The sequence below is a fragment of the Streptomyces sp. NPDC048142 genome, assembly GCF_043202835.1.
In the GTDB taxonomy this organism is placed as follows: domain Bacteria; phylum Actinomycetota; class Actinomycetes; order Streptomycetales; family Streptomycetaceae; genus Streptomyces.
Genome location: NZ_JBIDBC010000006.1, coordinates 22,924 through 44,623, shown reverse-complemented (window position 1 = coordinate 44,623; position 21,700 = coordinate 22,924). Strand labels below are relative to the sequence as shown.

Here is a 21,700-nt window from a genome sequence, read left to right as displayed (position 1 = left end):
GCTTAGTACCTTCAGCAGACGAGACGCTAGAAGCACTGGCACCCGGTGTCAACGGCGCACACCCCGGCGGGCCGCACGTCACACCGGGCGGGAGCGCGCCCGCCGCTGTGCCGTCATGGTCCCGCCGGGGCGCGGATCAGCGCACGAGGAGGTCGAGCAGCCGTTCCACCTCGCCGGCCGGGTCGGTGGTCAGGCCGCTGTGCACGGTGCCGGGCTGGACGACCGTGGAGCGCGGGGCGATCAGCCAGCGGAACCGCCGTCCGGCGTCGTCGCCCGCCGCCTGACCGGCCCCCTCGCCGCCGCCGCAGACCCCCTCGACGGCGCGCAGGGCGGCCCGCACGCCGACGACGTCGGCCCCCGGGTCCAGCGCCCTCAGCTTCGCCTCGTCCAGGTGCGTACGGGCGGCGACGAACGAGTGCGCCCGGCAGTAGACGAGCACCCCGGCGTTGAAGCACTCCCCGCGCTCGACCCGGGGCACGACGCGCAGGAGCGCGTACTCGAAGACATCGCGCCGCGTCATCGGCCGCCCTCCTCGCCGGTACGGACGGCTGCCGCGGCCCGGTCGTCGCCGGACGGTTTCGGCCGTGGTGGCAGCCGCTCGGTGAGCCAGCCCGGGGCCCGGGAGGGCCGGGGCGCGGCCGGCACGTCCAGCGTGATCCGCTCGTGGATGTCGGCGGCGCGCCCGAGCAGCGGTGCGATGTAGGCCCGGCGCACCTCCTCGGCGGACCCGAAGCCGGGCTCGTCGGCCAGCCAGACGTCCGGCACCTCGGCGGCCACTTCGGTGAGCAGTTCCTCGGTGACCAGCGGGGCGAGTTCGGCGGCGGCAGCCGTGATGTCCGGCGCGAAGGGGGCCAGGACGTGGTCCGAGGCGTTGTACGGCTTGGCGGCGGAGGCCTGGGCGCCCGGCCAGTTGTGGTGCCAGATCATGGTCGCGCCGTGGTCGATGAGCCAGAGGTCGCCGTGCCAGACGAGCAGGTTGGGGTTGCGCCAGGAGCGATCCACGTTGTTGATCAACGCGTCGAACCAGACGATCCGCCCGGCCTCGGCGGCCCCGACCTCGTAGGCCAGCGGGTCGAACCCGAGCGAGCCCGGCAGGTAGTCCATCCCGAGGTTGAGTCCGCCGCTCGCGCGGAGCAGCTCCTGCACCTCCTCGTCGGGCTCGGCCAGTCCGATGACCGGGTCGAGCTCGATGGTCACCAGCTCGGGCACCCGCAGCCCCAGCCGACGGCCGAGTTCCCCGCAGATGATCTCGGCGACGAGCGTCTTGCGGCCCTGCCCCGCTCCGGTGAACTTCATGACGTACGTACCGAGATCATCGGCTTCGACGATGCCCGGGAGCGAGCCACCCTCACGCAAAGGCGTGACATAGCGGGTTGCTACGACTTCTTCCAACACTTTCCCAGGCCACCCATCTCTTCAGCCCTACAATCCACGGACGACTCCTCCGGGGCGTTGGGGCGCGAATCGGCGATCAAGGGCGCTGGGGAGAATCTGGGGAGTGTCGACTCGCGGGCCGCTCTCCCCGCTCCCCCAGCAGACCGTCGATGGTGCCGCGCCCCTTGCTGCCGGCTTCCGGCACGAAGTGAGCATAGTAACCGAGGGTGATCGCCGGCGAGGAGTGCCCGAGCCACCGAGCTGTCGCGCCGGACTGGGTGGAGTCGGTAGGGGTCAGTGACCGTAGGCGGTCAGCTCGTCGGCCAGCAGGTCCATCAGGAGCCCGTCGTGCCAGCTGCCGTCCGGTCCGCGTTCGTAGTCGCGCATGATGCCGACCGGGCGGAAGCCGGCCTTGGTGTAGCAGCGGATGGCGGCGGCGTTGTCCGCCGCCGGATCGATCACCAGGCGGTGGAAGCGGTGGTCGGTGATGAGGTGCCGGGCCAGGGTGCGGACGGCGTCGGTGCCCAGGCCCCGTCCGTGCGTCGCCGGGTCCAGGTAGAGGTCGATGTTCGCGTGCCGGTAGTCCGGATCGGTCTCCTCGCCCCACTGGATGCCACCGACCGTGCGGCCGTCCAGCTCAATGACCAGCAGGCTGACCCCGGGATCGCGGAGGTCGCCGGCGATCTCCGCGGCAAGGTCCGCGTCGCCGCGCCAGCGTGCGTACACCTCGGGCTTCGCCCGGATGGCGGTCAGCGCCGGAACATCCGAGGGAACGGCGGGACGGAGGGTCACCTCGGCGCCGTACAGAATTGTCTCCATGGACGGCAGGCTAACTGCTCGATCCCGGGGGATCGGCTGCGCGCATGGGGAAAGGACACCCAACGTCAGTATGTAGAAGCAGAGTTGGACGCCCTCGCCACCGCCCTCCAGGTGAAGCGTGAAGACCGATGACCTGCTGAAGGACTCACCGCGTCTCGCTCCGCGGCATCACCGCCCGCTGCCCGCCTCACCGCAACAGTGTGGACGTCGCTCGGCTCATTGCCCGTCAGGAGCGGGCGTTCCATGCAGTCGGCGTGCCTGGGTGTCGTAGTCGCTCAGCACGCGTAGTGGACCGCTTCCTGGATCTCCTCGTCCGTGGCCCCGAACAGCTTCGCGGCCTCGGTGTGGAAGAGCGTGCAGTAACGGCACTTCGTCTCCGAGCCCACCGCGTCACGTCACTCGGGCGGCAGACCGCCGGCGCGCAGCACCGTGGCCGCACCGATCACGCCAACGTCCTTGAGGGTCTGTCGGCGAGGCCGGCCGGGAGACGGCCGGCCTGCACCTGGCGCCTCCAGAATCCCCCGGGGGGACGCGTGCTCGCGCGGCGGCTCGATCCGCTTCGCTCTTCGAGCGTGCCGGGAGCGGAGCCGGCGGATCGGTGAGCGCGCTTACGGTTCTCGGCCTCCCTCAGAGCCTACGGTCGGACCATGGTGGTGAGGATCGTGCTCGGGACGGGGTCCACGGCGATGGGCGTCGCCCGGTTTGCCTCCCTCGGGCACATGCCGCAGATCCCGTCCGCGTACGGGCTGGTCACCGGCAGTGCCGCGACCGTGCCACGGCTGTCTCCGGGGTGTGGAGGGTGCTGCTCGCGCGGGCCGTACCCGCGCGGTCTCACCATGGCCGACCGCGGCTGGGTGCGCCGGGCCCGGAGGACCGCTGCCCGTCCGCCCCGGCCCGCCCGCGCCGTAGCCGGGCGACATCCCTGATCGTGACGACGCCCGGTGAGTGAAAGCAGGCCCGTTCATGGAGGAGTTCCGCGTGCCCCAGGAACCCGCGCCACGGCGCAAGGCGGACCGCGACGAGGTGTTCGTGGAGTTCACCAAGTCCATCTGCCCCATGTGCAAGACACCCGTCGACGCCCAGGTCAACATCCGCGAGAACAAGGTGTACCTGCGTAAGCGGTGCCGGGAGCACGGAGAGTTCGAGGCGCTGGTCTACGGGGACGCCGAGGAGTACCTGTCCTCGGCCCGCTTCAACAAGCCCGGCACCATCCCGCTGACCTTCCAGACCGAGGTGAAGGACGGCTGCCCCAGCGACTGCGGGCTGTGCCCGGAGCACAAGCAGCACGCGTGTCTGGGCATCATCGAGGTCAACACCGGCTGCAACCTGGACTGCCCCATCTGCTTCGCCGACTCCGGACACCAGCCGGACGGCTACTCCATCACCACCGAGCAGTGCGCGACCATGCTCGACGCCTTCGTGGAATCCGAGGGGGAGGCGGAGGTGGTGATGTTCTCCGGCGGAGAGCCCACCATCCATCGGCACATCCTCGACTTCATCGACCTCGCCCAGATACGCCCGATCAGGAACGTCAACCTCAACACCAACGGCATCCGCCTGGCCACCGACCAGAAGTTCGTCGCCGAACTCGGCAGACGCAACCGGAAGCCGGGCCGGTCGGTGAACGTCTACCTCCAGTTCGACGGCTTCGACGAGCGCACGCACAGGGAGATCCGGGGCCGGGACCTGCGCACGTTCAAGCAGCGTGCCCTGGACAACTGCGCCGAGGCAGGACTGACCGTCACCCTCGTCGCCGCCGTCGAGCGCGGGCTGAACGAGCACGAGCTCGGGGCGATCATCGAGTACGGCATCGACCACCCCGCCGTCCGCTCGGTGGCCTTCCAGCCGGTCACCCACTCCGGCCGGCACGTCGAGTTCGACCCGCTGAACCGGCTCACCAACCCCGACGTCATCCGCCTCATCAACAGCCAACGCCCGGACTGGTTCCGGAAGGGGGACTTCTTCCCCGTACCGTGCTGCTTTCCGACCTGCCGCTCCATCACCTACCTGCTGGTGGACGGCGAACCGGGCCATCGCACCGTCGTCCCCATCCCCCGGCTGCTCGACGTCGAGGACCACCTCGACTACGTCACCAACCGGGTCATGCCCGACACCGGGATCCGCGGGGCCCTGGAGAAGCTGTGGTCGGCCTCCGCGTTCATGGGCACCGCCACCACCGAGGAGAAGCTGCGGGCGACCGCCGAGGCCCTGGACTGCGCGGATGCCTGCGGCATCGACCTGCCCGAAGCGGTGAAGAACCTCGACGACAAGGCGTTCATGATCGTCGTGCAGGACTTCCAGGATCCCTACACCCTCAACGTCAAACAGCTGATGAAGTGCTGCGTCGAGGAGATCACCCCTGACGGACGCCTCATCCCCTTCTGCGCCTACAACTCCGTCGGCTACCGAGAACAGGTCCGCGCCGATATGTCCGGCGTCCCTGTCGCCCCGGTCGCGCCGAACGCCCTGCCGCTCGCCGACCGCCTGACGACAACACCGTACGGCTCGAAGACCGCGCACACTCCCGACGCGGAAGGGAAACTCCCGTCATGACCCAGCCGCCCACCGGTGAAGAACTCAAGGCGTGCTGCGCCGCCGCGTACTCCTTCGACGTCGTCGCCCTGCTCCTCGGGGAGTCGTACCATCCCGGCGGCACCGCCCTGACCCGCCGCCTCGCCGACCGCCTCGGCCTGAGCCCCGGGGCGCGGGCCCTGGACGTCGCCTCCGGTCGCGGCACCACCGCCCTGCTGCTGGCCGACGCCTACGGCGCCGACGTCGACGGGGTCGACTACGCGCGGGCCAACACCGCCCTCGCCCAGGGCGCCGCCCAGGCGGCCGGTCTCGCCGACCGGGCGCGGTTCACCACCGGGGACGCCGAATCCCTGCCGTACCCGGATGGTGTCTTCGATGCCGTGGTGTGCGAGTGCGCGCTGTGCACCTTCCCGGACAAGACGCGCGCGGCGGCCGAGTTCGCCCGCGTTCTCCGGTCCGGGGGGCGCCTCGGCATCACCGATGTCACCATCGACCCCACCCGGCTGCCGCCCGAACTCACCGGCCTCGGCGCCCGCATCGCCTGCGTCGCCGACGCCCGGCCGCTCCAGGACTACACCGAGATCCTGGAGCGCGCGGGCCTGCGCACGCTCCGTACCGAGCGCCACGACGGCGCGATGCGGCGGATGATCGACCAGATCGAAGCCCGACTGGACCTGCTGCGCATCACCGCCGCGGCCGGCCTCGCCCAGGCCGGCGTGGATCTCACGGCGGCTCCCGCCGTCCTGGAGGCGGCCCGCAGGGCGGTGGAGGACGGCGTGTTGGGGTACGGCTTGGTGATCGCGGAAAAGGACCCCCGGAGCGTCTGACCGAAGGCCTCCTCGCGCGCCGGAGGGCTCCTCGCGCGCCTCGGGGCTGTCCCGCTGTTCCTGGCGGATCAGCGCGCGGCCCCGGGCGCGGTGCATCGCACGGCGCCGGGGTACCGAGCGAGGCGGGGGCGGGCCGGGGCTGGCGTGCCGGGCGGGCCGGCGGGCTGGCGGGCGGCGGGCCGAGCGGGGCGACATGGCTGAATCAATATGACTGGAACGATCCGTCACAGAACGCGTTGGTCTGCCGTTCACTTCTCGGAAGCGGAACAACGGACGAGAGGTGTTCGCGGTGCGGCGAACGTTGCGGTACCTGCTGCTCGCCACCGGGGTTGCCCTCTCGGCCCTCGCGGTGACCGCCGTGCACGGCGCCGCCACCCTGCCGCTCGCGGTCGCCGTGTATGCCGATGTCGTCCTCGGTCTGTGCTGGCTCACCGCCGCCGCACTGCTCCTTCGCCGTCGCCGGGCCCCGGACACGGACGGCGAAGACTCCCCCGCCCCCGCCACCATCGCGCCGTGCGGTACTCCACCGAGGGCGAACCTCTCGCTCGTTCCCACTGGGGCACCCACCACCGCCGCTGATCCGGCCAATCTCGCGGTGCGCCCTGCCCCGTTCGCCCATGCCTTGCGACCATGGCCGGCGACCACCTCTGCTGAGGAGCGAAGCGTGCCCGATGCGACCAGTCTTCTTGTCAGCTCGTCCGTGATGACCCATCCGGTACGTCTCGCCCAGGCCCAGCACCTCGCTGCCCGGCTACGGCTCGACGGCCTCGCGATCGACCCGGACCCGGAGGGCCCGCCCTCCGCGCTGCGCACCGCCCTCGTCGCGTGGTCGGCCGTCGCCCCGGGGGCCAGCCACCATCTCGTCGTCCAGGACGACGTCGACGCTCCGGGCGAGCTCCTGGAGATCGTCGCCCAAGCCGTCGCCCGGTTCCCCGACGAGGCGCTGGTGTTCTACACCAACTGGCACGCGCGCAACGGCGCCGCCGCCCGGCTGGCCGCCCTCGCGGGCGCCTCCTGGGTCCGGGCGGTCCCGGACGAGTTCACGCCGTCCTTGGGTGTCTGCCTTCCGGCCGGGACGGCCGCCGGCTTCCGGGAGGACGCCCGGGAGAGTGCCGAACGCCATGACGACGAGCGGCTCTCCGTCTTCTTCCGCCAACGCGGCCGGATGAGCCTGCTCGCCGTACCGAACATCGTCGAGCACATAGGCACCAGCAGTATCAACGGCCACGCCGCTCAGGGCATCCGCCGCGCCGCCTGCCCCACCTCCGCCGCCGACGCGGCCCCTCTGCTGAGCCGGGGTCGCGTCCTGGAGGAGCCGGGCTGGATCCCGTACATGCGGTACGGGGAGGGCTACGTCCGGCTCGTCGGACAGGAGCACGGTCCCGACGGCGGCCGCGGCCACCACCGCTGGCGCGATGCCCTGCCCTCGACCGGTCTCACGGAGGAAACCGTGCTCGCCGCGCGGGAGGCCCACCTGCCGCTGGGGCTCGCGGCGGAGGTGGCCCGAGCCTTCGGCGGCGCGTTCGCGGAGGAACTGTGGACCCATTGCTTGCTGCTCGGCCGGCAGGCGGCCCACGCCTCCCGCCGCCTCGGCCCGGCACTGGAGGAGATACCCCTCGACGCGCTCGACCGGCTGCGGCGTTCCGCCGTCGCCACCGCCGGGCTCGCCGGACTCCCGCCGGAACGCCGCCCGGAGGCGGGTCCGGACGAGGTCCGGACCATGGCCGCGTTCGCGTGGACCGCCATCCACGCGGGGGAACGTCTCGGCTGAGGGCTGTCCCCCATCCACGCGGGGGAACGGCTCGGCTGAGGGCCGTCCCCTCCCCATCCACGCGGGGGAGAACGTCTTGACCGAGTGCTGTCCCGCCATTCCCGGCGGGACGGCACTCAGGCCCGGTGCGTGATCCACACTCCCGGCTCCCAGTACACGGCCACGTCCCGCGCCCGGTCCACGCGGAGCGGGGCGGGTCCGCCGGGGAAGACGTACTCGCCGTCCTCCGGAAGGGCGAGGCCCGTCCAGCGTTCCCACTCAAGGACCGTGCCGGTGATCCGGGAGGACCGCGCGGACGCCGCCGCGACCGTGCCGCCCGCGCCCACCTGGGTCCGGATCCACGGGTCGAACGGGGTGGCGTCGTCCCGGGTCCACGCCGCGTACCGCTCGATCGGGACCAGCGGATAGCGGTCCTTCCAGGTGGGCCGGACCGGCACCAGCACCGTCGGGAGCCCGGCGCGCCGCGCGGTGTCCGCTCGTCTGCCAGAGGGCCATTTCGGCACTCTTGCGGGCTGTCGGCACCCTCCGTACTGTCCGGATCCGGCTGCTGGGCAAGGGTTCCGTCACGGATGCCCGGCGGGGAGCGGCGGTTCCGGATCGAGGGAGGACGTATGGCACGTCAACGACTCAGTGCGGTGGTCATGACGCATCCCAGGCGCCGTGAGGCAGCCGAGGAGCTGGCCCTGAGCGCGCCTTCCGGACTGCTGAGGGTCGTCATGGACCCCGACCCCACCGGCACCCCCTCGGTCCTGCGCACCGCGCTCACCGCGTGGTCGGCGATCGAGGAAGGGGCCACGCACCAGTTGGTGGTACAGGACGACATGAGGTTGTCCGAATCCTTCTTCGAGCGGGTCCGGGGCGCGATCGAGGAGCGTCCCGACGCGGCGCTCGCCCTGTTCGCGCTCTGGGACTCCCGCAACGGGGCGGCCGTGCGGTTCGGCGCGCTGGCCGGCGCCCGCTGGGTCGGCGCCGTCAACGAGTACTTCCCCTGCGTGGCCATCGTGCTGCCGCGCCCGGTCGCCGAGGGCTTCGTCGCGTACGGCAGGCAACGCCTCGGCGGCTGGCCCGACGACATCCTGATGCACCGCTACCTCCGGGCCCGGGGAGTACCGCGCTATGTCGCGGTTCCCAACCTCGCGGAGCACGAGGACCGCGGCTCGATCTCGGGCAACGCCTTCCGCGGACCGCGCCGCTCGGTCTGCTTCCTGCCGGGCGACCGCGCCGGGGAGGAGGGACCGGCCCTCGACGGACTGACGGTGCTCCCGTTCTTCAAGTACGGTGCCGCACGCTGCGCGGTCCGGGTTCCGGGCCCGGGACCCGAACGCTGGCTGCACCTGGACGCGGAGCAGTACCTCAAAGGGGCGGGGCTGCCGGCCGCTCTCCTGCGCCCGCCCGGCCACGGCCCGGTCGAGCCGGACGTCAGGGGCACCTGGCTCACGGCCCTCACCATGGGGTACGAAGCGGCCCGCGCCGAACTGCCCGAGCCGCCCGTGACATCGAAGGCGTACGCGGAGGCCGTCGCGACGATCGGCCCCGGCGGCATCAGCAACACCAGCACGCAGGAGCACATCGCGCAGCGCCGTGAACCGCTGGCCGAGGTGGCTCGGCGGGCACTGTCGGCCGGGCGTGCGGCCGCCTCCGAGCGCCGCCCACCTGCTCGACGGCAGGGCGGCCTCGTCTGGCGCGGGGCGGCGAGTCCGCTCGGTGAGCATCTCGTACGCAGGCTGGCCGACCGAGGCGTGCGTGGCGACGCCGTGATCGACCTGACGCGACTGCACCGCGCCGGGGCGAAGGTGACCGTCCGTCCGCGGAACGCCCCCACCCCGTACACGCTGGACGTCGGGGAGGTCTACGGCCCCGGCTGCTCGCACCGCACCCCGATCGGCCGCATGGTGTGGGACGCGCTGCGCAGCCGCCCCGTCACCGTCGAGGGCGGCCCCGACGCCGAGGTCCACCCCGTCTACGTCCACGACCTCGCCGACGCGATCGAGTCCGTCCTGCGCGGCCGGCCGGACCACCGGCATCTGGTGGTCACGCCCGAGAAGCCCTGCACGGCTCTGGAGCTGGCCCAAGCCGTGCGCGACTCCGTGCGCCCCGTACCGGTACAGGTGGCGCCGGACGGCGCAGCGCGGTGGCGCGTCCCGGCCGACGCCCCCCGGGTTCCGGGCTGGGCGCCCGCGACGGGAATGGGCCGCGGGCTGCACGCCTTCGCCCAGTGGCTCGCCTACGAGGGAGTTCTGCTCGACGTGGACTGACGCCGTGTGACGGTCTGCCGTCGTGGCCCGCCGACAAGGTAAAGGCATCGGCGGGTCTGCGGGGCAGCTACCTCCGTACGTTGTTCCCAAGGCTCCCCGGGCGTGCCGGAGCCGGCCATGGGGAGGGTTCCCGTGCCCGGCCGCTCCCGCGGTACGGAAGCGCCGTACCGGAGCCGGCTTCTCCGACATCGGGGCCCCGGCGGCCGAGGGCAGCAGAACTGCGGCGTCCCGGCCTGAACATCGGCGCGCCGCGACACGTACTCCTGATCGAAGTCATCGAAGACGAGGTCCGGGACACCGACAGGACACCGCCGGGTCCGGGACACCGACGAAGGGAATGCCGCGATGAGCGCAACGCAGCAGCGCCGGATCCTCCTCGGACGCCGCACGGTCGTCACAGCGGTGGGAGCGGCCGGGGCGGCTGCCGCCCTCACCGCGTGCGGCGGATCGGACAGCCCGGGAGGCTCGGAGACGGTCGAGCAGCCCAGCAGCGGGGGCGAGGCCAAGGGCGGTGAGGTGCTCGCCGCGGCCGCCGACATTCCGGAGGGCGGCGGGGTGGTCTTCGCCGCGCAGAAGGTCGTGGTGACCCAGCCGCGGCCGGGCGAGTTCAAGGCGTTCTCGTCCACGTGCACCCATCAGGGCTGCGCGGTCAAGGATGTCTCGGACGGCACGATCACCTGCCCCTGTCACAACTCCACCTTCGACGCCGCCACGGGCAGCCCGACCGGCGGGCCCGCCACCCAGCCGCTGCCCGCCCGGGAGATCACGGTCGAGGGTGATTCGATCAGGCTGGCGTAGCCGCTCCCCGCCCCGCCCGCTGCCTGCGCGGTCGCTTCCAGCTGCCGAGGAGCGCGTCCGTGGTGGTGACGGTGGCGACCAGGGCGAGCGTGTTACGGACCATGGCAGGGGTGTACTCGGCGGGCACCCCCGCGATGGCGTCGGCCGGGACGACGGCCGTGTAGCCGAGGTTGACCGCGTCGAAGACGGCGTTGGGGATGGCGATGTTGGCCGATACGCCGGTGACGACCAGCGTGCGGCAGCCGAGGTTGCGCAGCAGCGGGTCGGCGCCGGTGCCGGCCAGGGGCGAGAGTCCGTGCAGCCGGCGGACGACGAGGTCCTCGTCGGCCACCTCGATGGGGGGCGCCACCCGGACGGCGGTGCTGCCGGTGTGCTGCTGGACGGGCAGCCCGGCGGCAGCGCGGAAGAGCCGGGCGTTGTGGTTGCCGCCACGCCCGTCCGGCCGGCTCTCGGCGACCGCGTGCATCACCTGGACACCGCTCTCGTGGGCGGCGGCGACGAGCCGGGCGATGTTGGCCAGCGCGCCCGACGAGCGGGCGGCGGCGGCGAGTTCGGGCAGGGCGCTGTCCGGCCCCACGACGCCCTGCTGGCACTCGACGGTCAGCAGGACGGTGGTGGCGGGGTCGAGCAACGCGGTGAGCCGCTCCTGTGATTCCCTCGACGGCACGGACGCTCCTGCCTTTCCTTGCGGCCGCCACCCGAGTGGGCGGCCTTCGGCGGACGGACTTCTGCGGACGGACTGCCGTGCCCGGTCTCCGCGGTCTCCGCGGACGGACTTCCGCGGAGACCGGGCGCGCGAGAGTAGCGGCCATTGCGTCATGACGGAAGAGCGTCCATGATTTCTGACACCCAGTCAGATCCCAGGAGAGGACGACCATGACCGACACCCAGCGACGAGGCCGCCGGATCATGATGACGCCCCAGGAGCGGGACGCCTACCTCGGCGAACAGCGCACCTGCCGGGTCGCCACGCTCGGCTCCGACGGCGCTCCGCACATCGGCGCGCTGTGGTTCGTCTGGGACGGCGGCTCACTCTGGCTGTACTCCATCACCCGCAGCCTGCGCTGGTCCCAGCTGCGCGAGGACACCAGGATCGCCGTGGTCGTGGACGACGGCGAGGGGTACGAGGAACTGCGCGGCGTGGAGCTCACCGGCCGGGCGGAGTTCGTCGGCGAGGCGCCCCGCACGGGCGAGCCCTGCCCCGAACTCGCGCAGCCGGAGCGGCTGTTCCCCGTGAAGTACTTCGGCGGCACGCAGATGCCCCACGACGGACGGCACGCCTGGCTGCGGCTCACCCCGGAGACGATCACCTCCTGGGACTTCCGCAAGCTCGCCGGTCTCACCTGATCCCGGCACCGCAGCCACCGGTCCGCTACTCACCCCGCGCCGGCCGCGACGCCCGCGGCCGCCGCCCGCAGCGCCTCCACCGCGGCGCGGACCGACGGGCGGCGGTCCGCGTCGGTGCGCCAGACCGCGTGGACGTGCCGCCGCATGGTCTGCCGCACAGGCACCAGGCGCACCCCCTCGGGAACCGGCCCGCGCCCCAGCCGGGGAGCCACGCAGACGCCGAACCCGGCGGCGATCAGCGCGAGTTGCGTATGGTGCTCACCGGCCAGGTGGGCGATGCGCGGCTCGATACCCCGGGAGCGCAGGGTGAACATCAGCCACTCGTAACAGAATTCGCCCTCGGGCCAGGACACCCACGGGTCGTCCGCGAAGTCCTCCAGCTCCACTTCGTCGCGGTCCGCGAGCGGATGTCCGGCCGGCATGGCGATGTCCGGGGCGTCGTCGAGGAGTTCGGCCTTGGTCAGCCCACCGGGCACGGGCAGCCGCTTGTTGCTCCAGTCGAGCACGACAGCCAGGTCGACGTCTCCGCGGAGCACCGCGCGCAGCCCCTGCTCGGGCTCCAGCTCCCTGGTGCGGACGGTGAGGTCGGGGTGGTCGGCGCGCAGGGAGGTCAGCGTCGCCGGGAACAGTCCGCGGGCCGCGGTCGGGAAGGCGCAGATCCTCACCTCGCCGACGACCTCGCCCCGTTGCGCCTCGATGTCGGACTGGGCGAGCTCCACCTGCGACAGGATCCGCGCGGCATGGTCCGCGAGCAGTCGGCCGGCATCGGTGAGGCGGACGCCCCGGCCGTTCCTGGCGAGCAGCCGCTGCCCCACCTCGCGCTCCAGCTTGGCCATCTGCTGCGAGACCGCCGATGTCGTGACGTGCAGCCCGTCGGCCGCCCCGCTCACTGAGCCGTGCCGTGCGAGGGCATCCAGGGTGCGCAGCCGCTCCAAGTTCAACATATAAGCAATGCTACGCGATAGACCGCAGAAACATTCGCTTGTTCTACGACGTCATCTTGGTCAAGGTGGACCTCATGAGCGCTCCCCGCGAACCGAGGGCCACGGCCCCGGCATCAGTGCCTCCCCCGCCCGCCCCACCCTCGGCACCCGCCCGGCGCCCCGCTCTCGACTGGCGGATCCGGTTCGCGGCGCTCTCGCTCATCTGGGGGTTCAGCTTTCTGCTGATCAAGGTCGGAACCGAGGGCTACGCCCCGTTCCAGGTCACCTTCGGCCGACTGCTGGCCGGTACGGCGGTGCTGGTAGCCGCCATGGCGGTGCGCCGACAACGGCTGCCGCGTTCGGCCCGGACCTGGGGGCATCTCACGGTCGCGGCGCTGCTCCTCAACGCGCTGCCGTTCTCGCTCTTCGCCTATGCCGAGCTGACGATCCCCTCGACACTGGCCGGCATCTGCAACGCGACCTCGCCGCTGTGGGGCATGGCGCTCTCGGTGGTCGCCCTGTCCGAGGACCGCCCGACCCGCCGCCGGGTGGCCGGTCTGGGTGTCGGTTTCCTCGGCGTCCTCACGGTGCTGGGCGCCTGGCAGGGCTTCTCCGGCCTGGACCTTCCGGGTACGGCCATGGCGCTGCTCGCCTCGTTCTGCTATCCGGTCGGCTGGATCTACGTCCGCCGCACCCTGGCCGGCACCGGTTCGTCGACGCTGGCGCTGACGGGCAGCCAGCTCTTCCTCGGTACGTTGCAACTGGCCGTGGTGACACCCCTGTTCACCTCGGCGCCCACCTCCTTCCCCCTGCTCCCGACACTCTCGGTCCTCGCCCTGGGCGCGCTGGGCACGGGCCTCGCGGTGCTGCTCCAGTACGGCCTGGTCCAGGAGGTCGGCCCGACGACGGCCCAGATGGTCACGTACTTCATCCCGGTGATCGCGACGGCGGCGGGCGTCGCGCTGCTGGGCGAACAGCTGAGCTGGAACACCCCGGTCGGGGCGCTGGTCGTCCTCGTCGGCGCGGCCCTCACCCAGAGCCGCACCCGCCCGGCCGCCGCCACCGCACCGAAGGCGGCGAGGCGTCCGGCCGCCACCGCTCCACAGTCCGCGGCCGTGGAGCCCGCTGGACGCCCGGCCACCTCCCCCGGAGCCGCAGGGCAATCGGCCGCCACCGCCCCCGGCCGCCCAGGGCAACGGACCCCCGCCGCGCCCTGACCCGCGCCCCTCCGGGCGGCCCCGCCCGAAGGCGTGCCCCCGGACGCGGGCGCGCTCGCCTCAGCCGTAGCTGACCGGCCGTGCCGGGCCCGCGGCGGCGGCCACCGCGTCCGCCAGGGGAACGATGTCCGCCGCGGCCAGCGGGGATACGGTGATCCGCACCCCCTGGGGCGTGTCCAGCCGGAAACGGGCGCCCGGGGCCGCGGCCCAGCCCGCGTGGAACAGCCGGGTGACGGCCCCGGTCTCGTCGCTCACGGGCACCCACACGTTCATCCCGCTGCGACCCCGGGCCCGCACGCCGCGCTCCGCCAGCGCGCGGATGAGCGCGTCCCTGCGGTCACCGTAGGACCGAGCGACCGCAGGGGCGTCGACCGCGCCCGAGGTCCACAGCTGGAGCACGGCACGCTGGAGCAGCCGGCTGACCCAGCCGGACCCGAGCCGCTGCCGCCCCGCCACCCGGTCGACCGTGACGGCGTCCCCGGTGAGCGTGGCGACCCGCAGATCCGGGCCGTACGCCTTGGCCGCCGAGCGGATGAACGCCCAGTGGGCCGTCACCCCGGCCAGCGGATGCAGCGGCAGATCGACGATGGCGTACCCGTGGTCGTCCTCGATCAGCAGCACGTCCGGATGCCGGGCGAGGACCGCGCGCAGCTCCCGGGCGCGCGGCGCGTCCAGGGACGCGCCGGTCGGATTCTGCGCCCGGTCGGTGACGACGAGGGCCCGCGCCCCGGCCCGCAGCGCCCGCTCCACATCGGCGGGCAGCGGACCGGAATCGTCCACGCCGACCGGCACGGCGCGCAGCCCGAGCGCCGGTACGAGGTCGAGCACGCTGCCCCAGCCGGGGTCCTCCACCGCCACCGCGTCGCCCGGCCTGAGGTGCGCCACGAGGACCCTTTCGATCGCGTCCAGGGCACCGGACGTCACGGCGACCGGCCCGGCGGGGACCCCGTCGGCGTCCAGCGCGGCGCGGGCGTACGCGGCGAACTCCGCGACCACCGGGGCCTGCCCGTACAGACCGCGGCTCTCCGCGTCGGCGGCGGCGGCCGCGGCGAGCGCCGGCCCGAGGTCGGGCAGCAGCTCCGGATCGGGATTGCCCTCGCCGAGGTCCCGGACGCCCGGGGGCGCCTCGATCCGCAGGGATCCGCGCGACGTGCTGGCCGGGGCGGGACGCACCCGGCTCCCCCGGCGGCCCGCTGTCTCGATCACCCCGCGCTCGCGCAGCGTCCGGTAGGCGGCCGCCACCGTATGGGGATTGACCTCCAGGCGCGCCGCCAACTCCCGCATGGGGGGCAGCAGATGACCCGGCGGGAGGTCTCCGGAACCGACCCCGCGCTCCACACTGGCAGCGATTTCCGATGCACGCCGCCCACTGATCCGATACTCTCCTAGCACAAACATGATTATGCACTAGCGCAATGGAGTACGCAATGCAGCACCCCGCAACGCCCGACGGCACGGGCTCCGGCGTCGCCGCCCCCTACCTTCCCACCGGTCGCACGGTCCCCACCCGGTCCAAGGAGCGCGCCTCCTACGACCGCGAGCTGGTCCACTCGATCCTCGACGAGGCATACCTCTGTCACCTGGGCTTCGTGCGCGACGGCGCCCCGGTCGTCCTGCCGACCCTCTTCGGCCGGATTGGAGAGCGGCTGTACGTCCACGGTTCGACGGGCTCGCGACCGCTGCGGTCGGCGAGGAGCGCGGACCCGGGGCTGCCGGTCTGTCTGACGGTCACGCATGTCGACGCCCTCGTGCTGGCCAGGTCCGCCTTCCACCACTCGATGAACTACCGCTCGGTGGTGGTGCACGGCACGGCCGTGACGGTGACCGACCCCGAGGAGCGGCGGCTCGCCCTGGACGCGATCGTGGACCAGGTCGCGCCCGGCCGCTCCCAGGACTCGCGGCCGGCCGACGCCAAGGAGCTCGCCGCGACGGCGGTGATCCGGCTGGACCTGAACGAGGTGTCCGCGAAGGTCCGCACCGGCGGGCCCAACGACGAGCCCGAGGACAGCGCCCTCCCCCACTGGACCGGCATCGTGCCGCTCACCCGGGGCTACGCGGCGCCGGTCCCCGCGGACGACCTGGATCCGGCCATCGGCGTACCGGACTACCTGTCCACGCTCTGACGGAGGTCGCGGCAGCCATGGCTGCCGCGACACCGGGGTCCCTCCCACGCCGGGCCCGTCACACCGCCAGGGCCTCCTTCCGGCGGGCGGCCGCCGCACCGCGTGTCTCCGCGAGGGCCAGTCCGGCCACGGCGGTCAGCAGGAGCAGCGTGCCGAGAACCGTGGCCGCCGTCAGCCGCTCCCGCAGGACGGTCACCGCGATGACCGCCGCGCTCACCGGCTCCAGGAGCATGATCACGGAGACGGTGGCCGACCGGACAGCGGCCGCTCCGGCGAAGTACAGCGCGTAGGCGAGCGCCGTGGGGACCGCCGCCACATAGACCAGCAGCCACAGCACCTGCCCGGTCTCGGCGGTGTGCGGCATCAGCCCCTCGGCCAGGGCCATGGGCAGCAGGCCCACCGCTCCGATGCCGAACGCCCAGGCGCTGGTGGTCAGCGCGTCACCGCCACCGCCGTCCCGCCCGAGCCACCGGGTGAGCAGCGTGATCGCCGCGTACCCGGAGGCGGACAGCAGCGCCAGCAGCACCCCGGCCGGCACGACGTCACCGCCCTCGCCGCCCAGGACCAGGACGGCGAGCCCGGTCAGCGCGCCGGTCACGGCGGCCAGGCCGCCCCGGCCGAGACGCTCGCCCAGCAGCAGGCGTGCCCCGAGGGCGATCAGGACGGGCCCGGCGCCGAGCGTGACGACGGTGCCGACGGCGAGGCCGGTGACCTCGACGGCCGCGAAGTACGCGCTCTGGAACACGGTGAGACCGACGCCGGTGGCGAGGATCCGGAGCAGTCGGCGACGCCGGGGTTCGAGCCCCCGGGGTGCCCGGCGGGGCCGCAGGGTGAGCACCCCGGCGAGCAGGACCAGGCCGCCGGCGCAGCGCCAGAAGGACAGGGCGAGGGGGCCGAGATCGCTGACCCGGAAGATCAGGGACGCGGCCGCGCCGGCGGTGCCCCAGGCGACTCCGGCGACGACGAGATACAGCATGCTCCGCCCGACGGGCAGCGCGGAAACAGCAGGGATGGACATGTGACTTCTCCAGAGGAGGACAGGGTGGTGGGTCGCTCGGCTCCGCACGCGGGCAGCGACGAACCGCTCGGGGACTGCCCGAGCCCGGTCTTCGTCAGGAGTGGCCGCCCGCGCTAGGCGGCAGGCGGCGGCAGCACAGTCAGATGCATGGTCGGCACACTAATGCGGGGCACGGCCGCTGGACAACTCGCCCTCGACGGCCTCGGTCACCGCGCCGGCGCCGGCGCCGGCGGCCACGGGACCCGACGGGGGCTTCGGCGCGGCGGACTGGGCGATGAACGCACCGGTCAGGACGGTGAACCCGCCGATGAGCTGCGGTGCGGAGAGGTGCTCGCCGAGGAGCACCCAGGCCAGCCCGGTCGCGATGACCGCTTCGAGGCAGGCGACGACCCCGGCCACCTGGGGCGAGAGCAGCCGGACCGAGACGACCCCGGTGACGTACGCGAGCACGGTGGCGAGCAGCACGATCCAGCCGAGCAGCAGCCAGGCGGGTACCTCGTGGCCGTTCATGCCCGCACTGCCGCCGAGCAGTGACCAGTCCATGCCCCAGGGGCGGGCGACGACGGTGAGGACGGCCGCGCCGACGATCAGTCCGTACGCGATGACGCCGACGGGATGCGGAGGCTCGACGTGCTTGCCCCCGCCGCCCCGGCCGTCCTGCCCGCCATGGTCGGAGAGGACGAAGTAGCCCACCTGGCAGCAGGCGGCGCCGAGGGCGAGCAGCAAGCCGATCAGGTCGAACCTGAGCCCGGCCCATACCTCGACGACGCACGCGAGGCCGCCGACCGCCAGCACCACGCCGACCGCGGCGGCCCGGGTGACGGGCCTGCGCTGCACGAAGCGGACCCAGCCGAGGACCAGAGCGGGCGCCAGGTATTCCACCAGGAGCGCCACGCCGACCGGGATACGGGAGATCGAGGCGAAGTAGAAGGCCTGGACCCCGGCCACCGCGAACAGGCCGAACCCGGCGAGCAGGGCGGGCCGTTCCCGTACGAGGTTCCGGTGGCGCCAGGCGACCGGGAGCATGATGACCGCGGCGCCCGCGACCCGCAGCCAGACCACGTGCAGCGGGTCGAGCCCCGCCTCGATCAGCGGCTTGGCCGCCACTCCCGAACCGCCGAACGCACAGGCCGAGACCAGGGCGAGGCCCAGCCCGGCGCTTCTGCCCTGAAACCCCGAAGACGCGTGCATCGGCACATCATGGCAGGAGTCGACAGCACCGTCATCCCCATGACACCTGTCGAGACGGCACCCGCGGACTTACCCCTGCCGTGCCGCCCCGGCCCTGAGCGCGGCCACCCGGTCCGCCAGCCGCCGCGCGTCCACGCCCCCTCGGGAGAGCACCTCCGCGGCACGGGAATCGGTGTCGGACGCCAGCGCGGCGAGCAGATCGAGACCGCAGGCGCGCGCTTCGCCGCGCGACGCCGCACGGTACAGCGCGCCCTCCATCGCGGCGAGGGCCGAGGGCGACCAGCCGTCGACGGCCGGGGGGCGCACCACCGGAACGGCGCCGGAGTCCTCGACGGAACCCTGCCAGCGGAGCCCGTAGCCGATGCTGCGCTGGACGAGATAGCCGAGCACCCTGGCCGGCTGCGGCCCGCCGTCGAAGACCTCGCGGACTTCGGGATCCGTCTCGATCAGCGAGTGCAGGAGGTGGGCGGTGTCGATCTGCCGGTCCCCGTCGCGCAGCGCACGCCTGCGCGCACCCGTCAGCACCGATGCCAGTTCCGCGGTGAAGCGGGCATCGGGTCCGTCGTGGTTCGGTGCGAGCTGTTCAGGCATGCGCGGCGTCCGGTTTTGCACACCTCTACCCCATCAGTCCGGCGACCCGAAGGCATCCCCGGAGCGACCCATTGGGCATCCCACCGAAGTTGGGGACGCCGGAGCGGTCCGTCATCCTTGCGGATGAGATCGTGCCGAGGGGCACAACCATGTCGGCTCGGGGCGCGCGCCGCCTTGCATCGCACGCCCCCGGGGCAACCGCCGGCCCCCGCGCGCACGTCCCTCACGCCACAGCACACACGGCGGGGACGGGAGGGGAAGAACGGGTGTTCTGGATGGTCGCCCTGCTCGCCAAGGACGGGCTGCAGTACGTCTACCGCGTGTACGCACCCGATGACGCCCTGCCCGCCGATCTCTTCTGGACGGCCTTCCACTGCCACGACGAGGGACCCCACCCGCGCGCGTCGGACCGCTTCGACGCCGCGGTGATCTGGCGGAACCAGCAGCCCCAACAAATCTGACGGTTCATCAGTATTGAAGGTTGGCGCGGCTGCCACTACGTTCCGCGGCACCAGGACCGGACGAACCAGGGGTGGTCGCATGGCTGAAGTCAGCGCCGAGGCACGCGTCGAGGCGCCCGCCGAGAAGGTCTGGGACCTCCTGACGGACTTCTCGTCGTACGGGGAGTGGAACGCCACCCACGCCGGCTTCCCCCGGGGCGGCCCGGCCGAGCTGGAGCTCGCGGCCACCTACGAGGAGAACATGAAACTCATGGGCTTCCCGGCCGAGGTGACCTGGACGGTCGACGAACTGGAGAAGGGCCGCCTGCTGGCGACCCGGGGCAAGGGCCCGATGGGGGTCAGCCTGACCATGCGGTACTCCCTGACCCCGGAGGGCGACGCCACGACGATGCGCATCGACGGGGAGTTCACCGGCGCGGCGGTCTCCCTGATGGGCGGCAAGCTCAAGGACTCCGCGACGGCGGCGCTCCAGGAGTCACTGCGCAAGCTCGGCGGGCTCGTCACCCCCTGATCGCGCCCGGCCGCACGGTACGCGAAGGCCCCGCGGAATCGCGGCGGGGCGGGGCGGGCGGTTCCTAGGGGCCTTTCTCACATGTCCGGCCTCTCCCACACGCCCGGCTTCCCGCACGGCTCGCCTCACGCACAGCTCGCCTCACGCGCGACTCAGTGCTCGTCGGCGAGGATCAGGTAGAGCTTCTTGCGCGCGTCGTTGATGACCGTCAGCGCCTTCTGCCGCTGATCGGCCGAGCCGGTCTTCCAGACCTGCCCGAACGCCCCCATCAGACCGAATCCGGTCTGTCGGATCTCGTTGACGCCTTCCCAGTCCACACCGCGCCCGGCCTCCTCCCACGGAGCCTCGGGGCCGGTCTCGGCCTCGTTCCGTCCGGAGTCGGTGAGCGTGAACAGCTTCGGATGGCATTGACAGGGCCACCATCACCGACGGCAGGACGACGGAAGGGTTGGTGTGCGGGACCGGCGGAACCGGGTAACGTCTTTGTCATTCCAGACGCCGATCTACGCGTGAGAGCGTGATGGGCCGCCGCTGACGTCCTTCGACGTCGCCGCCCGTCCCCCACCGATGAATCCGTAGATCACTCCACATCATTACCAGGAGAACCCGTGACCGTGAGCAAGAACATCAACAACCCCGTGGGCCAGGGCGGCGGCCAGCGCAAGAAGCTGTCCCGCGCCGAACGGCAGAACAACGGCCCGCACCGCAACCTCGACCGCCGGAGTGCGGCCGACCAGAAGGCGGAGCTGGTGCGCAAGATGCGCGAGAAGGCAGGCGCGGCCGAGAGCGCCGTACAGGCGGGCGACGACACCGCACAGAGCTGACGCGCCGCAGCAGCAGGGCGGCACAGCACGCAGCAGGGCCCGGACCGCGACGCGCGGTCCGGGCCCTGCTGCGGTCCCCTGCCCGGCCGGGCAGCTCTCAGGGCGCGTCCCCGTAGCGGGCCGCGATCGTGGCGGCGCGGTCGCGCAGGGCGCTGCGCAGGGACTTCGGGGCCAGGGCCTCCAGGTCCGTGCCGAGCTGCCACAGCGCCCATTCGGCGTGCCGTGCGTCCTGGAAGGTGACCTCCAGCCGCGGCCAGTGGTCCCCGTCGGGGTCTTCCGCGCGGACGGTCAGCACGGTGTCCAGCAGCTCCTCCCGCCGTGCCGGGTTCACCCGCACCAGCACGGTGAGGTGGTCGTCGGAGAGGAACCGCGCGGAACGTTCCCGCCAGATCCGGTCCAGATCGACCCGGTCCGGCCGCTGTGCCGTTTCGGGAAGCTCCTCGGCGGCCAGCACACGCGACAGCCGGTAGGTGCGGTCCGCGCCGGCTCTCGTCGCCAGGAGATAGCCCCGGTTCCGTACGGTGACCAGGCCGATCGGGTCCACCGTGCGCCACTGCGGCGCCTGGCCCGTGGCCGCGTAGTGGATGCGCAGCTTGTGTCCGGCGAGCACGGCGCGGCGGACCTCGGTCATGGTGGCGCCTGGCACCTCGTCGGCGACGGCCCGGCGCGGGAGCAGGTCGGTCTCCGGGTCGACGAGAAACCGCCGGGCCCCGTCGCTCGCGGTGGCCTGGCTGCTTTCGGGCAGCGCGTCGACCACTTTCCGCATGGCCGAGGCGAGCGCGGATCCGAGGCCGAACACCTGATCCCCGCGCCCTGATCCGGCGGCCAGCAGGGCGAGGGCCTCGTCGTGGTTCAGCCCGGTGAGCTCGGTCCGGAAACCGGGCAGCAGCGCGAATCCGCCGTGCCGGCCGCGTTCGGCGTAGACCGGGACCCCGGCGGCGGACAGCGCCTCGATGTCGCGCAGCACGGTACGGGTGGACACCTCCAGCTCACAGGCCAGCGTGGCCGCGGACAGCCGACCACGCTGACGCAGCAGCAGGACCAGCGAGACCAATCGGTCGGCGCGCATGCGCGAACGGTAGCGAAATACATGACCAAGGGTGTCGTCATTCATTGGG

Annotated in this window: 23 protein-coding genes and 1 pseudogene; 11 read left to right on the top strand and 13 right to left on the bottom strand. The window is 72.7% G+C overall.

The annotated features are described in order from the left end of the window. Positions 1–136 precede the first annotated feature (136 nt). The 4 genes from ACGF2Y_RS10310 to ACGF2Y_RS10295 all read right to left on the bottom strand — a co-directional run bounded on the left by ACGF2Y_RS10310 (position 137) and on the right by ACGF2Y_RS10295 (position 2,579). Positions 137–520, bottom strand: coding sequence for a DUF3037 domain-containing protein (locus ACGF2Y_RS10310; RefSeq protein ID WP_392944849.1), 384 nt, complete (start codon positions 518–520; stop codon positions 137–139). Beyond that, positions 517–1,395 carry a HipA family kinase gene (locus ACGF2Y_RS10305; protein ID WP_392944847.1) on the bottom strand — a complete coding sequence of 293 codons (879 nt, stop codon included), beginning with the start codon at positions 1,393–1,395 and terminating at the stop codon, positions 517–519. Before ACGF2Y_RS10305 ends, ACGF2Y_RS10310 begins: the two co-directional genes overlap by 4 nt. Positions 1,396–1,668: 273 nt before the next feature. Next, positions 1,669–2,193, bottom strand: a complete 525-nt coding sequence (locus ACGF2Y_RS10300; protein ID WP_392944845.1) for a GNAT family N-acetyltransferase — start codon at positions 2,191–2,193, stop codon at positions 1,669–1,671. 275 nt (positions 2,194–2,468) lie between these two features. Further along, a complete protein-coding gene (locus ACGF2Y_RS10295; RefSeq protein WP_392944843.1) occupies positions 2,469–2,579 on the bottom strand; it encodes a carboxymuconolactone decarboxylase family protein in 111 nt (36 codons plus the stop codon). Positions 2,580–3,171: 592 nt separating this feature from the next. On the opposite strand from ACGF2Y_RS10295, the gene ACGF2Y_RS10290 reads away from it, so the two are divergent. The 3 genes from ACGF2Y_RS10290 to ACGF2Y_RS10280 all read left to right on the top strand — a co-directional run bounded on the left by ACGF2Y_RS10290 (position 3,172) and on the right by ACGF2Y_RS10280 (position 7,323). After that, positions 3,172–4,746 (top strand): radical SAM protein, encoded by a 1,575-nt coding sequence (locus ACGF2Y_RS10290; protein ID WP_392944841.1) that lies wholly within the window; start codon positions 3,172–3,174, stop codon positions 4,744–4,746. Then, entirely contained in the window at positions 4,743–5,552 is an 810-nt protein-coding gene (locus ACGF2Y_RS10285; protein WP_392944839.1) for a class I SAM-dependent methyltransferase, read from the top strand. Before ACGF2Y_RS10290 ends, ACGF2Y_RS10285 begins: the two co-directional genes overlap by 4 nt. A 289-nt stretch (positions 5,553–5,841) precedes the next feature. Next, on the top strand, positions 5,842–7,323 hold the full coding sequence (locus ACGF2Y_RS10280) for a hypothetical protein (RefSeq protein WP_392944838.1): 1,482 nt from the start codon (positions 5,842–5,844) through the stop codon (positions 7,321–7,323). Between the two features lie 116 nt (positions 7,324–7,439). Here the strand turns inward: ACGF2Y_RS10280 and ACGF2Y_RS10275 are convergent, their stop codons facing one another. After that, complete coding sequence (locus ACGF2Y_RS10275) at positions 7,440–7,766, bottom strand: hypothetical protein (protein ID WP_392944836.1); 327 nt, start codon at positions 7,764–7,766, stop codon at positions 7,440–7,442. Between the two features lie 168 nt (positions 7,767–7,934). Here ACGF2Y_RS10275 and ACGF2Y_RS10270 point away from each other — a divergent pair, with 168 nt between their 5' ends. Next, on the top strand, positions 7,935–9,578 hold the full coding sequence (locus ACGF2Y_RS10270) for a hypothetical protein (RefSeq protein WP_392944834.1): 1,644 nt from the start codon (positions 7,935–7,937) through the stop codon (positions 9,576–9,578). 345 nt (positions 9,579–9,923) lie between these two features. Continuing rightward, on the top strand, positions 9,924–10,376 hold the full coding sequence (locus tag ACGF2Y_RS10265; protein WP_392944832.1) for a Rieske (2Fe-2S) protein: 453 nt from the start codon (positions 9,924–9,926) through the stop codon (positions 10,374–10,376). On the opposite strand, the gene ACGF2Y_RS10260 is transcribed toward ACGF2Y_RS10265, so the two are convergent. Then, positions 10,363–11,043, bottom strand: a complete 681-nt coding sequence (locus tag ACGF2Y_RS10260; protein ID WP_392944831.1) for a cysteine hydrolase — start codon at positions 11,041–11,043, stop codon at positions 10,363–10,365. The genes ACGF2Y_RS10265 and ACGF2Y_RS10260 overlap by 14 nt on opposite strands. Before the next feature lie 209 nt (positions 11,044–11,252). On the opposite strand from ACGF2Y_RS10260, the gene ACGF2Y_RS10255 reads away from it, so the two are divergent. After that, positions 11,253–11,723, top strand: coding sequence for a pyridoxamine 5'-phosphate oxidase family protein (locus ACGF2Y_RS10255; protein ID WP_392944829.1), 471 nt, complete (start codon positions 11,253–11,255; stop codon positions 11,721–11,723). 29 nt (positions 11,724–11,752) lie between these two features. Here the strand turns inward: ACGF2Y_RS10255 and ACGF2Y_RS10250 are convergent, their stop codons facing one another. After that, positions 11,753–12,667 (bottom strand): LysR family transcriptional regulator, encoded by a 915-nt coding sequence (locus ACGF2Y_RS10250; protein ID WP_392944827.1) that lies wholly within the window; start codon positions 12,665–12,667, stop codon positions 11,753–11,755. Positions 12,668–12,741: 74 nt separating this feature from the next. Here ACGF2Y_RS10250 and ACGF2Y_RS10245 point away from each other — a divergent pair, with 74 nt between their 5' ends. After that, complete coding sequence (locus ACGF2Y_RS10245) at positions 12,742–13,863, top strand: DMT family transporter (protein WP_392944825.1); 1,122 nt, start codon at positions 12,742–12,744, stop codon at positions 13,861–13,863. Positions 13,864–13,923: 60 nt separating this feature from the next. Here the strand turns inward: ACGF2Y_RS10245 and ACGF2Y_RS10240 are convergent, their stop codons facing one another. Next, positions 13,924–15,255, bottom strand: a complete 1,332-nt coding sequence (locus ACGF2Y_RS10240) for an aminotransferase class I/II-fold pyridoxal phosphate-dependent enzyme (RefSeq protein ID WP_392944823.1) — start codon at positions 15,253–15,255, stop codon at positions 13,924–13,926. 35 nt (positions 15,256–15,290) lie between these two features. Between ACGF2Y_RS10240 and ACGF2Y_RS10235 the strand changes: the two genes are divergently transcribed. Continuing rightward, positions 15,291–15,986, top strand: coding sequence for a pyridoxamine 5'-phosphate oxidase family protein (locus tag ACGF2Y_RS10235; RefSeq protein ID WP_392944821.1), 696 nt, complete (start codon positions 15,291–15,293; stop codon positions 15,984–15,986). A gap of 58 nt (positions 15,987–16,044) precedes the next feature. Here ACGF2Y_RS10235 and ACGF2Y_RS10230 read toward each other — a convergent pair whose 3' ends face one another. From ACGF2Y_RS10230 to ACGF2Y_RS10220, 3 genes are all read right to left on the bottom strand, one after another. Continuing rightward, positions 16,045–17,004 carry a DMT family transporter gene (locus ACGF2Y_RS10230; protein WP_392944820.1) on the bottom strand — a complete coding sequence of 320 codons (960 nt, stop codon included), beginning with the start codon at positions 17,002–17,004 and terminating at the stop codon, positions 16,045–16,047. 159 nt (positions 17,005–17,163) lie between these two features. Next, on the bottom strand, positions 17,164–18,195 hold the full coding sequence (locus ACGF2Y_RS10225; protein ID WP_392944818.1) for a DMT family transporter: 1,032 nt from the start codon (positions 18,193–18,195) through the stop codon (positions 17,164–17,166). Between the two features lie 69 nt (positions 18,196–18,264). Beyond that, positions 18,265–18,807: a Clp protease N-terminal domain-containing protein gene (locus tag ACGF2Y_RS10220; protein WP_392944816.1), complete on the bottom strand. Its 543-nt coding sequence runs from the start codon at positions 18,805–18,807 to the stop codon at positions 18,265–18,267. A gap of 245 nt (positions 18,808–19,052) precedes the next feature. Here ACGF2Y_RS10220 and ACGF2Y_RS10215 point away from each other — a divergent pair, with 245 nt between their 5' ends. Beyond that, positions 19,053–19,247 carry a hypothetical protein gene (locus ACGF2Y_RS10215; RefSeq protein ID WP_392944814.1) on the top strand — a complete coding sequence of 65 codons (195 nt, stop codon included), beginning with the start codon at positions 19,053–19,055 and terminating at the stop codon, positions 19,245–19,247. 79 nt (positions 19,248–19,326) lie between these two features. Next, complete coding sequence (locus ACGF2Y_RS10210; protein ID WP_392944812.1) at positions 19,327–19,758, top strand: SRPBCC family protein; 432 nt, start codon at positions 19,327–19,329, stop codon at positions 19,756–19,758. Between the two features lie 152 nt (positions 19,759–19,910). Here ACGF2Y_RS10210 and ACGF2Y_RS10205 read toward each other — a convergent pair. After that, positions 19,911–20,156: pseudogene (locus ACGF2Y_RS10205) on the bottom strand (PadR family transcriptional regulator); the annotation flags it as partial. A gap of 210 nt (positions 20,157–20,366) precedes the next feature. On the opposite strand from ACGF2Y_RS10205, the gene ACGF2Y_RS10200 reads away from it, so the two are divergent. After that, positions 20,367–20,582, top strand: coding sequence for a DUF6243 family protein (locus ACGF2Y_RS10200; RefSeq protein ID WP_392944810.1), 216 nt, complete (start codon positions 20,367–20,369; stop codon positions 20,580–20,582). A 97-nt stretch (positions 20,583–20,679) separates the two neighbouring features. On the opposite strand, the gene ACGF2Y_RS10195 is transcribed toward ACGF2Y_RS10200, so the two are convergent. Next, the gene (locus tag ACGF2Y_RS10195; RefSeq protein ID WP_392944808.1) at positions 20,680–21,651 is read right to left on the bottom strand and encodes a helix-turn-helix transcriptional regulator; all 972 of its coding nucleotides are present in this window, start codon (positions 21,649–21,651) and stop codon (positions 20,680–20,682) included. Positions 21,652–21,700: the final 49 nt, after the last annotated feature.